Origin of the sequence: Flavobacterium ginsengisoli, from assembly GCF_029625315.1 — a bacterium.
GTDB lineage: Bacteria > Bacteroidota > Bacteroidia > Flavobacteriales > Flavobacteriaceae > Flavobacterium > Flavobacterium ginsengisoli.
The window spans coordinates 3,637,607-3,656,050 of the sequence record NZ_CP121110.1 but is presented as its reverse complement, the minus strand read 5'-3'; the positions used below and the strand labels follow the sequence as shown (position 1 = coordinate 3,656,050).

At 35.9% G+C, this 18,444-nt stretch carries 7 protein-coding genes; all 7 read right to left on the bottom strand.

Annotated features, from left to right (window positions below; all coding sequences use genetic code 11):
- Positions 1–30: 30 nt before the first annotated feature.
- The gene (locus P5P87_RS17005) at positions 31–5,382 is read right to left on the bottom strand and encodes a T9SS type B sorting domain-containing protein (protein WP_278020036.1); all 5,352 of its coding nucleotides are present in this window, start codon (positions 5,380–5,382) and stop codon (positions 31–33) included.
- Complete coding sequence (locus P5P87_RS17000) at positions 5,330–6,052, bottom strand: SprB repeat-containing protein (protein WP_278020035.1); 723 nt, start codon at positions 6,050–6,052, stop codon at positions 5,330–5,332. The genes P5P87_RS17005 and P5P87_RS17000 overlap by 53 nt, the downstream gene beginning before the upstream one ends.
- Positions 6,028–6,900, bottom strand: a complete 873-nt coding sequence (locus tag P5P87_RS16995; protein ID WP_278020034.1) for a SprB repeat-containing protein — start codon at positions 6,898–6,900, stop codon at positions 6,028–6,030. Before P5P87_RS16995 ends, P5P87_RS17000 begins: the two co-directional genes overlap by 25 nt.
- A 142-nt stretch (positions 6,901–7,042) precedes the next feature.
- The gene (locus tag P5P87_RS16990; RefSeq protein ID WP_278020033.1) at positions 7,043–10,507 is read right to left on the bottom strand and encodes a hypothetical protein; all 3,465 of its coding nucleotides are present in this window, start codon (positions 10,505–10,507) and stop codon (positions 7,043–7,045) included.
- Between the two features lie 14 nt (positions 10,508–10,521).
- Positions 10,522–13,710 (bottom strand): SprB repeat-containing protein, encoded by a 3,189-nt coding sequence (locus P5P87_RS16985; RefSeq protein ID WP_278020032.1) that lies wholly within the window; start codon positions 13,708–13,710, stop codon positions 10,522–10,524.
- Positions 13,694–14,932, bottom strand: coding sequence for a hypothetical protein (locus tag P5P87_RS16980; RefSeq protein WP_278020031.1), 1,239 nt, complete (start codon positions 14,930–14,932; stop codon positions 13,694–13,696). The genes P5P87_RS16985 and P5P87_RS16980 overlap by 17 nt, the downstream gene beginning before the upstream one ends.
- On the bottom strand, positions 14,874–18,347 hold the full coding sequence (locus P5P87_RS16975) for a hypothetical protein (RefSeq protein ID WP_278020030.1): 3,474 nt from the start codon (positions 18,345–18,347) through the stop codon (positions 14,874–14,876). Before P5P87_RS16975 ends, P5P87_RS16980 begins: the two co-directional genes overlap by 59 nt.
- Positions 18,348–18,444: the final 97 nt, after the last annotated feature.

Genomic DNA, 18,444 nt, shown 5'->3' with positions numbered 1-18,444 from the left:
TTAGATAACATCATTGGGGCTATAATTTTGTTATCTGTATAAAGTGAAATGTCCAACAAACTCTCTAGGATCTTTTGGATCGTTTAGTTTAAGAACGTACCAGTAATCTCCTGTTGGCAATTCATTTCCATGGTATCTACCATCCCATTTACCATTTACACGGTATTTGGCAACAACTCTACCATATCTGTCATAAATATCGAACGTTAATTCTTTGTACGCTAATGCACCACAATCTGGACCAATAGTATCATTTTGTCCATCACCGTTTGGAGTAAAGTAGTTTGGCATACAGAAATCATAGAATGTTCCATGAACTGTTATTGTTTTCTCACAACCATTTTTATCTCTCACGATAACTACATAATCACCTGTTTTATAGATTCTATAACTGTTAGATGATGTAAATGACTCTCCATTGAAACTGTACTCGTAAGGAGCAACTCCACCTGTAGCTTGAACCACAATTGTGTTGATGTCTTTACTTTGATTTGTAATGTCTATTAAGCCAAGTTCTGCAACTGCATTAACAGTAAAGATTGGCGTTGGCACTTCACATCCGTTAGTATGTCTTGCAACGATGAAGTGATCACCAGCAGGAACATTTGTAAAGATGTTACTTGGCTGGAATGTTCCATTGTTATCAAGAGAATAATCTACATCTGTTGGGTCTGTAATAGAAGCATCAATAGTTACTATTACCATGTTTGCCTGTGAGTTGTTCACACAGTCATACGTTACCTCAGCAACCGGATTAAGCGTTACTGGCAATGGTACACTAACTTCTACTTCTTGAGGACAGTTTCCGCCGTCTTTCACAAATACTGTATAAACACCTCCCGCAAGATTTTCAAACGTATGTTGTGTTCCTGTAACCGGTTGGTAAGTACCATTAATATCATTTAAACTAACTAAATAAGGAGGTGTACCACCCGCAATGTCAATTGTAAATGCTCCATTAAGTTCTCCAGCACATTCTTCTGGCATTGTCATTCCAGGTGTTTCAACAACTGAAAGTGGTGCTGTAGGTTGTTTAACCTCAACTACTTCTGTATCATAACATCCATGTTCATCCATTGCTATAACTGTATAGAAACCAGCTTTCAATTTCTCAAAAATGTTACTGTCAAAGTATTGATCGTTTCTTGGTGAAATAGAGTATTTATAACTTCCTGTTCCACCTTTACCGATTACTTCAATTGTTCCATCATTTCCACCAAAACATTTCACTGCTGTTGGAATAAACTCAGCTGAGAATACTTCTTTTGGCTGATCGATATTTACATCTTCTGGTAAAGTTTCGCAATCACCACTCTTCACAACCACTTTATAATCACCAGCTATAAGCTTATCAAATCTACCATCTGACTGTGGTCCTTTTAGTATGTTTCCGGCACCGTCTAGTAAAGTATATTGATAGTTTCCTAATCCACCTGAAGCATTTGCCACAATTACACCACTTGGATCTTCACGACATAATACTACAGCATTAGATATATCCAAATTAGCTTTCAATGGCTCAAGCGGGTCAATTGTAATTTCGTTAGAAACAAAATCAACACATCCGTTTGCATCTTTCACATAGTACTTGTATGCACCTGGAGCAACATCAAACGAAACAGAACTTGTAAAAGGAACTGTTGAGTATGTTACATCATCACTACTATAAGTGTAAGGAGGCGTACCACCAGTAGCACTTAAAGTAAGTTGAGTCTGTGTAAGACAAGTCATTTTTCTAGTTTCAGCCAAACTTGGTTTAACTTCAGTAGGCTCATTAATTGTTATTGGAGCTGACTCGCCAACACAATTGAATCCGTCAGTAACAGTTATCGTATAAGTTCCTGCTCCTAAACCAGCAAATGAAGGTATAGTTTGAGGTCCTGAAGATCTTACAGGAGTAACTGAAGTAGTATTTAAAGTATATAAATAATTACTACCCTGTCCGCCTGTAACCGAAGTCGCAGTAATAGTCGCGCTCATATCTCCATTACACAATAATAATGTTTTGTCTGCCGAAGCTGTAACCACAATTGGTGTTGGAACTACTAAAGTAACTTGATCGGTATCAATACAACCTCCAGCATCTTTAACAGAAACTGTATACAATCCTGCTTTTAATCCTGTGAATACGTTTTGAGCAGAGAAATCTACTGTTACTGGACCATCTAATTTATATAGATAATCGCCTGGCCATCCACCTTGAGCGCTTATACGGATTTCTCCATCATCATTACCTGTTACACAAGTAATGTCTTTTTTAGACGCTAGAATTTCTAATTCTGTAGCTGGACCCTCAATGTTAAATTCAGTTTGAACGTCACAGAAAGGAGAACCTACTAATGTTGCCACAACAGTATACTTACCTCTTTTCAGATTCGAAAGTTTTAATTCTGTTGTTGTAGTTGATCCTCTTAGAATCGTTCCAGATTCATGTGTAATCACATAATCAAATCTACCAGCATCATCTTTTGGAGTTGGAATATTATCGACTAATGTCAACGTAATTGCTCCATCTTCATCACTATAACAAGTAAGGTTCTTAATTTCAGAAGCTACAAATTTGAATGTGTTTGGCTCGTTAACAATATAGATTTTTTCAACACTACATCCTGTTAGCGGATTAGTCACAACAATTTTATAATTACCTACTTTCAAATCATTCCATGATCCATTTACACTTGGTGTAAGAGGATATGTATTACCATCTATTCCAACAATAGTATAATCTAAAGCTGGCAATGTTCCTGTTGTAGCGATCGCAGTTACTTGAATAGCTTCATCGTTTTTACAAGTAATTTGCGTAGCAACAATTTTCAGATCAGCAATTCCAATGTAAGGATCGATTGTTACTGTAGCGTAAGTACCCTGACATCCTTTAGAATCAAATACATTCACGATATAGTCACCACCTAAATAATCAGATTCGGTATATGTGTTTCTATCATCATTTTGTACCTGAACTCCATCTCTCATGAATTGATATCTGATATAAGTGTTAGAACCACCTGTTACAGAACCTGGCGCTACTGTAATTGTAGCGTTACCAGCATTGTTTGTTCCTGCAGAACATAGGTATTGTGTTACTGTAGGTTTAGCAACAACCACTGACTGTGGCTGACTAACTGTAGCTGGTGCTGTCGCAAAACATCCTCTTCCAGAAGTTACCGTTACAACGTAATTACCAAATGGTAAGTCATTGAAAATCGGGCTATCCTGAGGTAGTCTATTTACAGGTCCAGAAAGACTATATCTGTATTTAGGATTATTGTTTGATGTTGCAATTGTTACCGAAATACTACCATCAGCATAACCATTACAAGATGTAGGAGTCGCTGTTGCAACAATTCCTGTAACATCAGTTGGCATATCTATTGTTTCTTCAATCTCTACCTCACAATTTGTATTAACATCTTTTACTCTAAAAGTATATTTTATTCCAGGAGCTAATCCTATAAATACAGGACTTGTGCTTGTATTCAACCAATTATCTCTTGTGTAAACATAACTTGGAGTTGGCACTTTTCCGCCAGAAGCGAATAAAGTGATTGTACCATCGGCAGCTTTACAAGTAGGCACTTTTGTCACCTCTGCACGTAACGCAAGAGGCTCATAAATTGTAACTGCAGCAGGAGCTGTTGTTGTACACTTATTTGCATCTCTTACTGTTACAGTATAATTTCCTGGAGCAGTAACAGTAAAGAAACTAGCGCCTTGGAACTGTACTCCGTCTAAACTATATTCTAGAGTACCAACACCATTTGCAGTAACGTCGATTCTGTAGCCTGCTGCATTATAACATTGACTCGCAACCGCAACATTTGTAATTGCAGGTTTTGGATCTAATGAAATATTTACTGTTTTAAACTTAGGACAACCGTTACCATCTTTTACATAAACATCATACGAATCAAACAACGGTGCAATTTTAGTTGTTGCAAATGTTTTAGTGTTTGAAGATGAATATTGACCCGCTGTTGGAACTGTTCCTGCTGGTACGAAAGCAAATGTAAATCCTGATCCAAGAGTTCCACCTACAATTGTAGAAGCATCAGCAGTAATAACTGCTCCAGTTGTCCAACAATTTTGGTTTTTAACCGTAACAACCATATTCGTTAGATCTAGTACTGGCGGTTCAGTGATGTTTACATCAGCAGATGTAATATCACAGAATGGATAAGCCGTCTCAGTAATTACTACTGTATACTTCGCTCCCGCAGAAAGTCCGAAAGGAATTGTAAACGGATTTGCTGTTGCAGTAGTTCCAGATCCTGAAGCACCTGTAACCGCTACTCCATTGTTGTAAACCTGATAGGTGTATGGACCGTTGTAATCTACAATATTAAATGTGATTTTACCATCGCTTAAACCATTACAAGAAACTAACGAAGAAGCATTTGCAATAACTTTAGCAGTATTAAATACTGGCACTTCGTAAGGATCAGTAGTAATATAACAGAACGTTGTCAAGTCAGTTATTTTAAACTGATAGAAATGACCAACCGTTGGAGCTGTATAACTAAATGTATTTCCTGTCACAGCATATGGACCGCCGCTTAATAAAACACCATCCTGATATACTTCGTATTGGAAGTTTGCCGGACTTGCTCCGCCATTGATTACAACATCAATAACTTCACCAGCATTATTACAAGCTGCTCTTCTTCCTTGTGTAACTGTAGGTTTTTTCAATATTGGGAATGGATCCACAGTAATCTGAACTTCAGCAATACATCCGTTTTTATCTCTAACATAATATGTTAGGGTTTGAACATTTTGGTTATCAACTACCGTAAATGTATTACTTGTTTCCCATTTTGTTTTGTTATTACTATAAGTATAATCTCCTACTAAACCTGTACCTGTACCAAATTTACCAGTAACAGTAACAATCGTCTCGTTAATACTTGTTCCTGTACAAGTAAACTTTGTAGCCGAAGCTTCTGCCACTACTGCAATTGGAGGGTTAATAACAACGGTTGTTGGAGCGTCACACAATCTGTCAGATGTAACATTTACAGCATAAGTACCAGCACTTAATCCTGTAAACAACGGATTGTTTACTTGTGTTAATACTAAACCAACTGTAGGTGCCGTACGCTGAACAGTGTATGTGTAAGGCGGGTTATCATTACTTGTTGGTAAAGTAAACAAGATAGAACCATTATCAACATTTCCTTGTGTTCCTGAACAATATGGAGATGTTGGTGTTGCAGTAAACGTAACTGCAGTTGGCGCTACCATAGTCACTGTACTAACTGGAGTTGGACAGTTATGAGCATCATACACTACAAAATCGTATGTACTTGTAAGAGGAGAAACAACTGTATAATCAGAATATGTTCCGTTTACAAATGCAATTGGAGCAGAAGGCTGCACCACCATTTATGGCTACAGTGTAGCTATAAGGCGCATATCCACCAGATGCTTTTACTCTAATAGTACCTTCAACTGTACCTGTACAGAAAATATCTTTTGTTTTTTCTGCTGAAGAATAAAGCTGTCCTTCAATTGTAGTAATTGAAGTAGTACCAGTACATCCAAATTTATCTCTAACTGTAAATGTATAATCTCCAGGAGTTAAATCAGTGAATGTATTATTATTAATTTGCCATGTCTGACCACCATTAATACTATAATCATAAGTATCTGTTGGCAATGCAAAAGGCGATGTAGATGAAGCAATTACCACAATAGTTGCTTTATCAGCATTTGTATAACAATAATCTGTTGTAGGGTCGATACTTGCTGTTGGAGGAACCGGTGTACTTAAATTAAATGAATCAGTCACCTCACAACCATTAGCGTCTTTTACAGAAACTTTATAAGATCCTGCTGGTCCTACTTGATTAAGATTATCAAACTTACCATTTTTGTTTGTTACAACTGTTAAGTCTGGCTGCGTTAAAGTATAGGTATAATCACCCCAACCATCTTTAGCAGTTATTACTACAGCTCCTAAAGTAGTACAACCTAATGGTGTAACAACTAACGGATCTAAAGCTAAAGCCGCAGTTGGTTTTTTGATAATTACGGATTTGAAATCGAAGGACATTTTGGATGACCCGTTTCTTGAATGTGTACTGTATAATTATTTCCTGCAGGTAATCCGAAAGGAATTACAAACGGATTTGAAGTTGCAGTATCGTGAGAACCGCTTGCTCCAACTCCAACTACTGCAGTTAGACCATCAAAAATTTGATAATCGTATGCACCAGAATACCCAGCAATATTGATTTGAATTGTTCCATTATTTTCTGATATACATTTTACATCAGAAGCCGTAGTAGCTGTTACGCTAATAAGATCGAATAAAGGAACCTCATAAATGTTAGTTAAAATCTCACAACCTGTTTCATTATCAATAATTTTAAACTGGTACTTACTACCCGCTGTTGTAGCATTATAAGTATATGGTGTTCCAGCAGAATTTGTAAGAGTTGTATAACCAGCTCCGTCAATTGAAACTTGATAAGTGAAATCAGCTGGAGTGGATCCTCCAACTACATCAATTTGAATTACCTCTCTACCATTTTGACAATCAATTTGAGATCCTGCTAAAGGAGATCTCTTAGCTGTAGCTGAAATTAATTTTGGTAGTGGGTCTAATGGTGCAACTAAACCACTTGTTTCATAAATACATCCATTAGCATCTTTCACCCAATAATGAGGGTCTTGAACACTTCCTGTATCAGATAATTCAAATGTGTAATTATCGTCAGCTGGTGTGCTATTACTTGTAAAATAATTAGTACCGTCTTTACTGAAAGTAAATGTACCAGTTCCTGTACCACCTGCAGCCGATACAACAACTGTAGTTGTAGTTGGATCAACAGCACAACTAAATGGTGTTGCTGTAGCAGTTGCATAAACTGCACTTGGAGCAGGTACATTAGCAGGCACCTCAAATTCACAGCCTCTAGAAGAAATAACTTTAACTGTATAATCTCCTGCAATTAAACCTGTAAAATAATTACTATCCTGTGTAATAGCAGGTCCTGCTGGTAAAACAGGTGTCAGGATAAATTTATAATCCGGATTGTCGTTAGCAGACTCTTAAGTTAACCGTAAGAGTTCCGTTATTGTTTGTTCCTTGTGTTCCGTTACAATCAACAGCAGTTGTTGTAATATCTCCTGGAACTAAATCTACAAGAGTTGGTACAAGTAAATCAACAATAACTGATTTAGAACAATTTGTGTTTAAATCTCTTACTGTTACAGTATAATTACCCGCTGCCTGACCTACAAATTTTGGATTGTTAATTTGCACAACATCTACTGTCGCTACAGTATTATTTTTTAAAGTGTATTCAAAATTATTTGGTGCAAATCCGCCAGTTACAACAGCAGTAATTGTACCGTCAGCATCTCTACATGTAGGGTCTATAGTAAATTTAGCTTTGATGTCTAAAGGTACAGCAATAGGGTTTAATGTTACTTTATTACCACAACCATTAAAATCTCTAACTTCTACAGTATGATTTCCTGAATGAAGATTAGATATAGAAAATGGTGTTGCAGGCATAGGAACAAAATCAAAACCATCTAAACTATAAGTATATGGAGCAATACCGAATGTTGTCATATCAACATCGATTACAAAAGAGTCTTCCTCAGCACAAACACTGTTTACATCAGCTGTTATTACTGGAGTTGGATCTAATTTCACTTCAACAAACTCTACCTGAATACAGCCATTTGCATCTTTTACATAAACTAAATAGTGACCCCATTCTTTATTAAAAGTACTTCCTGTATGAAGAGCTGGGTCGAAAGAAGCAGAAAGCCCAGCATCAGTCACTGGTTTATCTGAACCATCAATTACACCAGCCACACCTGTATCTGGGAAAATTTGATATAAATAAGGCGCTGGAACTGTAATAGTTTTTGTTGGATCTGATGGATCAACGACTACTTTAGTAACCGTTCCTCCTTGTCCAAAAGCTTCAATTATACCTTGATCAGTTCCACAATTATCATTTTTAGGAGAACTAACCTTTAATGTTAATGGAACAACTGATTCACTTATTGTAAAAGTTTTAGACGTATTCATACAAACTACAGTTGAAGTATTATCCAATTCTGTAAATAAGATATAATATGTCCCTGGAACCAGTGGTCCTACATTTGTTGCCGAATTAGTTGGTAATGTCACTGTACCCCCAACTGCAGGAGTAACTAGTGTATTACTTTGCGAATTGTAAACTTCGTATTTAACTGTTTCTGTTGTTGGTTTTGTACCCGTGAACGTGAATGAAACATTTCCATTACCAGCTCCCTGACATGTTACATTAGCTGGTGTTACAGTAATATTTAAATTAGAAGAAGTCAATGTTGGTGCTTCTGCTTGTTTAAAGAAATAACAGTCTGTTGTTACGTCATAAACGATGAACGAATAAGTAACCCCTGGTAATAAACCGTTAAAAGTCGATTGTGTATATTCAGGATCTGCAGGATTCGTTGAATCTGAATCTTGGTATGATCCTGTATTATCAGCGTATTTATATGGCGGCGTAGAAGCTGAATTGATTGGATAAAGAGCAAAATGATAAGGCCCTCCAATAATCGGCGTATTTACAGTCACAACAAGACTTGCTGTTGTACATGACGCTGTTCCTGCTTTAACCTCAATTTTTAAATCTTCTGGTTTTGATGCCATCGAGATTGTTTTGGTAACTGAACAGCCGTTTTTATCAGAAACCGTTAATTGATAAATACCAAAATTTAAAATATTAAAAGTATAATCACCTCTAACATCTGAAATTGCATGTGGAGCAACTTGCGTTGGCTCATTAACATTATTTGTTAAAGTATAAGTAAATGGTCCTAGTGGAGCAATATCACTTGAACCTCCTGTAAAATTGTGAACCGTAATAGATCCATAAGATATTCCGCTACCACTAGTATCACAAGTCATAGGTTTAACATCAATATCAAATTCAATTTTAGCAGGTTGTTTAATATCTGTAGTTTTCTCAAGATAACAACCTTTATCATCTGTTACTCTTACTGTATAATCACCAGCTGGAAGACCAGTAGTTTGTGCACCATAAGAGGTAGAAGTTGTTGTATTGTAGACAGAGATTGTATAAGGAGATACTCCTTTTGTCTTGTCAATTGCTACTGTAATAGAACCCGTTGCATCTCCATTACATAAAATAGTTGAATTAGGAGTTAATGTAAAATCAGGATCTGTTCTTGGTCCTACAACAACTGTAGATGTAAGACTACATTTAGCATCTGACGCATCTGTTAACGTAAATATATAAGTTGTATTTCCAACTTGCGGAGGATCTACAGGATCTGTATAAGTAAAAGTTGTACCAGTTACTGGTATAACAGTTGGATCTAATGTTCCATTTTTAGTTACAGTATAAGAATAATTAAGTTTTCCACCAGAAACAATACCTTTTATCTCAGTATTCTGAGTAAGACAGTTTGCTGATTTGCTCAAAGTAGCATTGAATTTCAATTCAGATTCAATATCTATTGCTGACAATGGTAAAATACAACCCGTTGCCATATCTTTTACTTTAACATTATACCTTCCTGGCTCCAAATTAGGGAAAGTACCACTACTTTGATAAACACCATCATTGATATTGTACATGTAAGTAGGAGACGGAACTGTAGGTGTAACTACAATTGTCGCTTTACCAACTGAATCATAACATAAATCTGAAGCTGTCAAATCGATACTTGCGCTTGGCAATACTTTTGCATCAACAGTAAATGTATCTGTAACAGTACATCCGTTTCCATTTAAATCTGTAACAGAAATACCATAAGTACCAGACTGAGTTATATTGGCAAAAGTTGAACTTGGCTGAGGACCAACTAAAGTTCCGTCAGGTTGAGTTAATGTATATCTATTGTTACCCCAACCGCCAGTTGTATTAATAACTACTTTACCATTGTTTGGTGAACAAGTGATAGGAGTAATTGTTGGCGCTAGAAGAGCCAATGGATCTTTCGGCTCTTTAACTTCAAGAACCTTTGTTGCGTAACAAGTTGTTGTTGAGTTTGTAACTCTAAATGTATAAGTATCTGCAGGCAATCCTACATAATCAATAACATTTCCTGTTTTTGAAGATTGAATAATTGGTACAAGTGCATTTACGCTGTTTCTTAGTTCATAAGTGTATGTAGCACCTACATTACCAGAAACTGTAAAACTAAGTTTACCATCTGATGCACCTTTACAAATTACATTTGAAATTACTGAACCGTTGGCAATAGGCAATTCAACTTTTTCAATTTTATAATCGCCAGTAGTTGTACATTTATTAGCATCTGTAACTTTAAAAGAGTAGTTACCTGGAGCTAAATCTTTAAATACATAAGACTGAGCCGTTACACCTGTTGCAACAGCAACTGCCGGAGCTGGAACTGCATCTGTAGATGTAATTTCAACTCTAAATGGTCCTACACCTCCTGAATAAGATACTGTTAAATCTGTATCTAATTGTGTAGCCATACAAGAAATAACATTGGCTTGTGAAAAAGCCATATTTGATGGCGGATTTAATGTATTAACGACAGGTGAAACCGAATTCTGTAAGGGCAATTATTTGCATCGAATACATCTACTGTAACTGCACCAGGAGTGCTAGTCGTGTAGGTATTTGATGTTCCTGCCGGTAAAACTCCATTGAAACTATATCTGTATTTGTCTGTTCCGCTATATGGTGTTCCTGGCAATAATACCGTAACTGTAATAGTAGCAGCTTGTGTAGCGTTTGATGTTCCACAACTTAAAGCTGTAGTAAGATCAGCTTTAGCTGTTAATTGTGGCGGGTTTGAAACAGTCGTTTTTGCTGTTACAAACTGACATTTTTTCGCATCCGTAACTCTAAACCAGTAATCTCCAGCCGTAGCATTAGAATATGTTTTACTAGTCATGGTAGTAAATGGTCCTGTAGCAGAAACTGTTGAAACTTCGTAAGTGTAAGGTGCTAATCCTGAACTAGCGTTTACGATAATAGAACCATCATTTCCATTATAACAAGTAGGATTTGTTGGTGTAGTTGTAGCTGTTGGAGATACTCTCGCCGCGATATTTTGCGTTACAGTAGTTCTACATCCTTTACTGTCAAATATTTCAAATTCATAAGTTGCAGCTGCAGCACCTGTAGTTGTTTGGTACGTAAATGTAGTCGCACCAGCTGCTACTGGAATATTAGAACCACTAAATCCGCTGCCATTTGTACTTACTCTATAGCTATAATCTGGATAACCATCTTTTATAGAAACTTCAATAACTGCATTTGGATTTGTAGCATCACAAGTTAAATCTTTTACTAAAGGATTTAATTTAGCAGATATTGGTGCATTAATTGTTGGCACAGTTAAATCAGTATAACATCCTGTAGAAGTATCAGTAACTCTAATTTTATGAGTAATTCCTGGAGTTACTCCTGTAAAAGTACCAGTATTTTGAACAGCACCATTATCTAGAACATACGTATAATTAGGAGCACTGTTAGGCGATACTACAATTTTTGCTCCAGTTCCTACAACACAAAAATCTGAGTTTGAAACATCAATGCTCGCAGTAGGATTAACTTTATCATTAATAGTAAAAGTTCCTGTTACAGTACAACCATTTAAATCTTTTACAGAAACAGAATAAGCACCAGCATTTAAATTAGAAAATACATTTGTCGTTGTTTGAACAATCGCTGATCCTGCTGGAGATGTAGGCGTAACTGTATATTCATAAGTTCCCCAACCTCCAACTACATTAATTGTTGCTTTTCCTTTATTATCACAAGTTACGTGTACTAATGTTGATGGATTTAATACCAATGCAGCAGGTGGTGCCGCAATCGTAACCGATTGAGATTGTGGACAATTTGTAACTGTATTTGTTACTACAATTGTATGAAGTCCTGGACTTAAATTTGGTACAGAAATCTCAAATGAACTTCCTGCTGGTGGAGTTGTTAATCCTGTTACCGCAGGCAATGCATCTACTTTATAACTGTATCCAGTACCATTACCTAATCCTGTAACAGTAAATATTGCAGAACCATCAGTTGCAGTAGAACAGCTAATATTATTCTGAGATTTTAAAGCTACAGCAAATACTGGTAATGATGGTACATCAAGTATTTTTTCATACACACAGAAATTAGCATCCCTAACTTCAAAAGTATATGTTTTACCTGCTGCCAATCCAGTAAAAGTATTACTAGTTTGGTAAGTAGAAGTACCCGGAGGTACAGGAAGTTTAATTCTATATTCTAAACCTGTTGTAGGTACAGCAACTCCTGCAGCATTAACAACATTTGTAATCGTTACATCTGTTGTATTGCTTGGACATTTTACTGCCGTTGGCGTAAGTGTCATTCCTTTTGGAGGATTCAACGCATTAATAGTTCCAGCAACTTTTGTTATTGGACATGATTTACTATCTGTTGCTGTTACTTCGTAAGTTCCTGCAATAGTTAAATTATTAAATACACCAGTAGTGTTAGTTTCTATAGTTGCACCAGTAGTTGTATTTTTTAATACATAAGTAAAGCCACCGTTTCCGTTACCTGCGCTTGCTGTAATAGTAGCCGCATTAGTGGTACAATTATAAGGCGTTGTAATAGAAACTGTAAGTGTAACAGCAGCTGGTTGGATTACATAGAATGTATATTGTTGTTGACATCCTAAGGCATCTTCAACAATATAAGTATATTTAGTACCGGCACCAACAGAACCTGCTAATGAACCGTAACGAACAGGTGATGTTGTTACTGTTGTAAAAGCTCCTGTACCATTAAATTGGATCTTAAATGGTGCAACACCATTTTGTGGCGTAATATCAATATAACCATCTGCTTTTCCAAAACATGTAACTGGATTTACAGCGTGAGTAGCCGTAACCGGAACTTTAGCAAGCACTTCTTTTTCTACAGTAATAGGACAACCGTTTTTGTCTTTAATAGCAAATACATAAGTCGCAGCTGTTGTAGCAGAATAAGAGAATGTTGGACCAGCAGTAGTACCATTATTTACTAGTACCGCACCTGTTCCTTTATTTGTAACAGTATAAGTATAAGGTGATGTTCCGCCATCTATAGTAACATCTATAGTAGCATTTGCAGCAGTACCTGTTTTACAAGATAATGGAACACTAATATCAGCTTTCGCTGTGATCGCTTTATTAATAGTTTGACTTATTGCTATAGCCTCACAATTATTAAAGTCAGAAATTAAGAAATCATACGTTCCAACAGCTGTTGCTGTATAAGTAAATGTAGGGCCGTTAAAAGTTGGACTTGGATCACTGTATGTTTTACCTCCGTCTGTACTTACCTGATAGCTGTAAGGTCCAACACCTCCGCTTACTTTAACGGTAATTTTAGCGTTAGTATTATCAAAACATAATCCAGAGTTTGGAACTATCTCAGCAGTCGGCTTTTGAGGAGTACCAATAATTAAATCTGTATCTTTTGCATCTAAACATCCGTTAGCGTCTTTTCCTGAAACTGTATAAGTTCCTGGAGGAATATCCGTTAGAATTAAACTGCTAGGGAACGTCTTAGTAAATGCAGAGTTTTTATCTTTAATTGTAATAGTATAATCTGGCGTACCTCCAACAGCAGTTGCTGTTACAGTAGCACCAACTTTACAAGTTGCTGTTCCAGCACTAGCATCTACAACAAATGCATCTGGAGTTTTAACAACCGTTGGAATAGTAAAGTTACAAGAGGCAAGCATTATTATCATAACGAACTCTAATATCATAACTTCCTGCAGCTTTATCTGTAAAATTAACAGGCGAAACTTTCGAATTGACCCAAGTAGGATTTGTAGCCCCTCCGTTTAATGTATAATAAAATCCTTTATCTGTGTCAAAGTTTTTAGCAACAATACTGAAGGTACCGTTTGCGTCTCCTTTACATAAAACTCCGTTTAGATTTGTAACTTCTGCAGAAAATCCTTGTCCACTTGGAACTTTAAGAGTTAAAGTTTTGTCCTGCAAACATGATTTTGGTAACTGGCGTACCCAGATATCATCGATTACTAAATCGTTTCCATCATATTCTTGGCTTCCTGAACGAATAACGAAATCTAAATTTGTGTAATTACCTGGGTTTAAAGATAAAGAGATTTTAACCCACTTTGTTCTATTAGGGTCATATGCACCCTCGGCAATTTTACCTGTATTTTGAGTAGCCACAACCTGACCCGCTCCATTTACTAATTCGAATCTTAGTTCTGGTGCATATCCGCTTTTACCGTAATTCAATAAATTACCAATATAAAGATCGACAATAACAGGTTGGTTTGGTATTACATCAATAATAGGTTTTCTGTATAATCTACCATATGGTCCAGCTTCTTTTCCAATATTTACTAATAAATATCTTCCATCTTCTCTACCTGTATTCGGTAAATTATTTGGGTTTGTTGTATGGTCTTTAAATGGAAACCAAGATGTATCATTTCTCCAGAAGAAACTAGCTACAGAATATTGGTTATCTTCAACAGATCGTGTTCCACAAGGGAATGGACCAACTGTTCTTTGATCATTAAAGCAATATCCTTTATATGGTGGATTTGTAAATTCATCAGCAATACCAGTAGTAGTCGTTGGTGGACCATTACCAAAATCTTCTATTAATAAATTACTATAAGTAGCAACTGCTACTAAATTGTACTCTACTTTAATTTTATAATCTCCAACAGGAATATCTTTAAAAATATTAGCTGGAGTATTTGTATTTAAAGTATAAATGTAATTAGAAGGGTTTGCCGGATCTGGTTTACCTAAATAGTAAGAATAGTTATAATTTGGACTTGCATCAGCATTAACCGTTACTGTAGCTGTACCTTCTCCTTTACAATTATAAGTTAAAACAGGATCACTAAATATAGGATCAGCAGGTTTTTCGTCTAACATTATACCTGACATTGGGAAAATACACCCAGCAAGCATCTTTAATATATAATGTAATTGGAGATGTACTTGGGTTTATGTAGGCGAAATTATCTGTAATATAAGTATTTCCTCCGTCAAAACTATAGCGGTATAAATTTGGTGCAGGAAAAGGCACACCTCCCTGAGGATTGGTAATTCTAACCATTCCTTGTTTAGTATTCCCTATCGGTCCACAACCTGATAATTCAGCAACACCTGCAGAAGCACTTAGCGTAGATGCAGGTCCTGTAATTTTAATAACTTTTTCTGGGTCAGTACAATCTACTCCGCCTATTGTATATTTTACTGTAACCTTATAATCTCCTACAGCTAAGCCCGTTGTTGGTAAAGTTGTATATGCATCACCAGCAACTCCAGCAACACTATAAGAAACGGTATAGCCAGAATCTGCAGGAGAAACTGAAATTGAAATTTCTCCTTCTTTAGTATTGTAACAACTTACATTTTTCGAATTTATAGTAACTGTTGGTTTAGCAATAGGATTTACTGAAAATGTCGGAATTATATATTCACAATCATTACTGTCTACAACACTAATACTGTAGCTACCGCCTGGATTTTTTACAGTAATCTTATTTTCAGAAACAAACGGTTGACCATTTATAGAGTAAGAATAAGGTGCTGTACCTCCTTTAGGATTTACTGTAATCTCTCCATCTGAACATGCCGTTAGTGATTTTACGTCATAAGTTGCAGTAAGCGGATCTGGTGCAACTATTTTTACATCGCTTATACTGGTACAACCATCAGATGTTGTTACAGTAAGTGTATAATCTCCTGCAAGTAAATCGAATATAGCTTTATTACTAGAAACTGGCCCAATAGTCTGAACTGTTGCATTACCTTGTTTAATAACAAAAGTGTAATTTGGATTCGAATTATTTGCCGCAACTTCTACTTTACCTTTACTACCTGCACAAAGAGGTTGTGTTATTACTGTCTTAACATCAACATCTGTTTTTCTAATAAGAATATTTTTAACTACAAAATCACATGGAAACGTAGTTACATTAGTTTGTTTAACATGGACAGTATAAGAACCTTCAGTAGCAATTGGGAATATATTACTTGACTGGTATGCTCCTATAGGTCCATTAGGATCCTTGCTGATGGCATACTCATATCCAGCTGGAACACCTTCAACAGTAATACTACCATTACTTGAACAAATAATATCTTTATGCTTTTCTGTTGGAGTTAATGGGTTTTGATAAACATCAAAATAAAAACGATTGAAACAAACTCCACCTTTATAGGTAACTGTCAATCTATATCTTCCTTTTGCATCTGCAGTATAATCAGGCCCTGATTCTACTTGCTCCCATTTACAAAATTCATTCGGATTTCCTGTACTTGTCAATGATTCGTTTGGACAGTTTTTACCTGTTGACACCGTACAGCTGCCTTCAACAAAACGTTCCCATACTATATTGGAAGCATCCGTGATAGTTGTTTTTATTTCTTTTTTATCGTTACCACCACACAAATAAATGTTTGGAAATGGTTGACCGGTATCGGCACAAATTACTGTTTCACTTGCGAAATCTAACACCGGGTTTTTGCTTGTACTTTTAAAACGAGTTACAACAAAAGATTGAGAAATAGATCTACATGGTGCTTGAGCCAAGTTATACACATAATATGTTCCTTCTTTACTCACAGTAAATGGACTACCTTCACCAATTTTATTGGTCATTTTAGCATCACTATACCATGTGTACTTATCATATCCTTTTGCAGGAATAAGATCTACAGTATCTGTACATAGGGTTACATTTTCAGTATATTCACAACCATCTACTCCTACTAAAAAGTTTGTGGCTTTTGGTGTTACAGCACATCCATCAGTTGAATTAACACTTCCTTGAGGAGCTGTTTCATCGATTGAAAAGCTGGTATTTTCCTTCCCTTTATAAGTAGCAAAAGCTTGGTTGTCGATACTGTTAGAGCAAGCCTCGCTTAGTGAATGACAATCAGGAACTACTTGAACTTTAAAAGAGATTTTACTTACAGTAGGACTATTCTTTGTTATTAATTTAGGATCTGTTACCTCAAAAACAATTTTTCTTGTAACAGGGTCATAAGGTGTTTTAACTATAATTCCATCTGGTAAAGGAAGCAAATCATCTTTTTGATTAAATATAACGTTTATTGGCAACTGGTCAGTAATAACTAATGAAGTTGCATCATCATTACCTTTATTTTGAATCGTAATTTCATAGACCAATTGCTGACCAAGAGTTACATTCTGTCCTCCGATATTCTTCCCGTCTGTGTCTTTTACAATTTTTGTCAGCGCAATTTGAGGAGCGATAACCTCGACGTTAAAAGCATTAAAATAAACACCATAACCATCTCCACTGGTCGTTAATTTTAAATTAGCTTTAGTATCACCATTTTTAATAATAGCATTTTTGGCATTATTCAATTCAATAATACCCGCATCAAAACCAAGTGTATTTGTACTGGCTGGCTTTCTATTAGGATTAATTCCCGAAAGATCATTAATTACACTACAAAAGAAATTGTTTGTTGCACGCTCTGTAGTATAAACCTGTGTACCATTTATAGAATAAGTATCTCCCGACGTATTTTTATCTCCTTCTAAAGCTGCAAAAGCTAATTTTACTTTTACATTCCCTGTTGGAATCGTTTTAAAACCTGATATACCATACGTCAAATCGGCTCCACCAGCTTTAATCCAGCTAAAACCGTCATAAGCAGTAATATATTTTGCACTTGAGTTTGGATCTTCGTAAATAACAAATAATGACCATCCTGCTGCATATCCTCCATTACTCAAATTACCTCGAGCAGAATTGATATTTGCCGCTGTATATTCTCCTTCAGGATTTTTTGAATCTTTTAAAAGTTGTGTTACATTAGCATAATAAGCATATGGTATTTGGTCACCATTTGTTGTTTTTGGATTATTATTATAATAATCGTAAATTAAAGTTCCTGTAATATTATTATAAGCTGTTTCCTCAGGTAGCTTAAACTTTATATTGCCTAAATCACTTCGCTTTACTGCTTTACTATCTAAAGAGCCCTGTGTATAAATACCAGACCAATACAATCCTGCATACACAATATTGTAACATGCTCTACTGGCATCTGGCACTTTTAAAGTCGCAGAACTCGAACTAAAGGTATCGGGATCATTATCAACATCAATGTATTGCATGTTCTCCGAGTTATTATCCGTCTTTCCTGTAAAAGCATCATTTGGGCGCTCATTCGTTTTATTGTTATCTCTATTAACAATATTATTACCAATAAGCATCATATCTCCTCTAATACTTGTGTCAAACCTTGGTGCAAAAGGCACATGATTTTGTCCAAGCATTAGATAACTTTGCAATAAAAACAAAGTCAATAAAATCAATCTTAGGTTAGTAGGCTTTCTCATAATCTTTTTTTGTTACTTCTGTTTATCCTCTAAGGGGCATTAGCGAATAAAAAAATTTGTATTTGATAACATTTATTTCAAAGTCTCTCTTCCCATT

Excerpts from the sequence above, each read along its gene's own strand:
- P5P87_RS17005 (WP_278020036.1), bottom strand. The coding sequence starts at position 5,382 with ATGGTGGTGCAGCCTTCTGCTCCAATTGCATTTGTAAACGGAACATAT.
- P5P87_RS17000 (WP_278020035.1), bottom strand. The coding sequence starts at position 6,052 with ATGTCCTTCGATTTCAAATCCGTAATTATCAAAAAACCAACTGCGGCT.
- P5P87_RS16990 (WP_278020033.1), bottom strand. The coding sequence starts at position 10,507 with ATGGCTTTTTCACAAGCCAATGTTATTTCTTGTATGGCTACACAATTA.
- P5P87_RS16985 (WP_278020032.1), bottom strand. The coding sequence starts at position 13,710 with ATGCTTGCCTCTTGTAACTTTACTATTCCAACGGTTGTTAAAACTCCA.
- P5P87_RS16980 (WP_278020031.1), bottom strand. The coding sequence starts at position 14,932 with ATGCTTGCTGGGTGTATTTTCCCAATGTCAGGTATAATGTTAGACGAA.
- P5P87_RS16975 (WP_278020030.1), bottom strand. The coding sequence starts at position 18,347 with ATGAGAAAGCCTACTAACCTAAGATTGATTTTATTGACTTTGTTTTTA.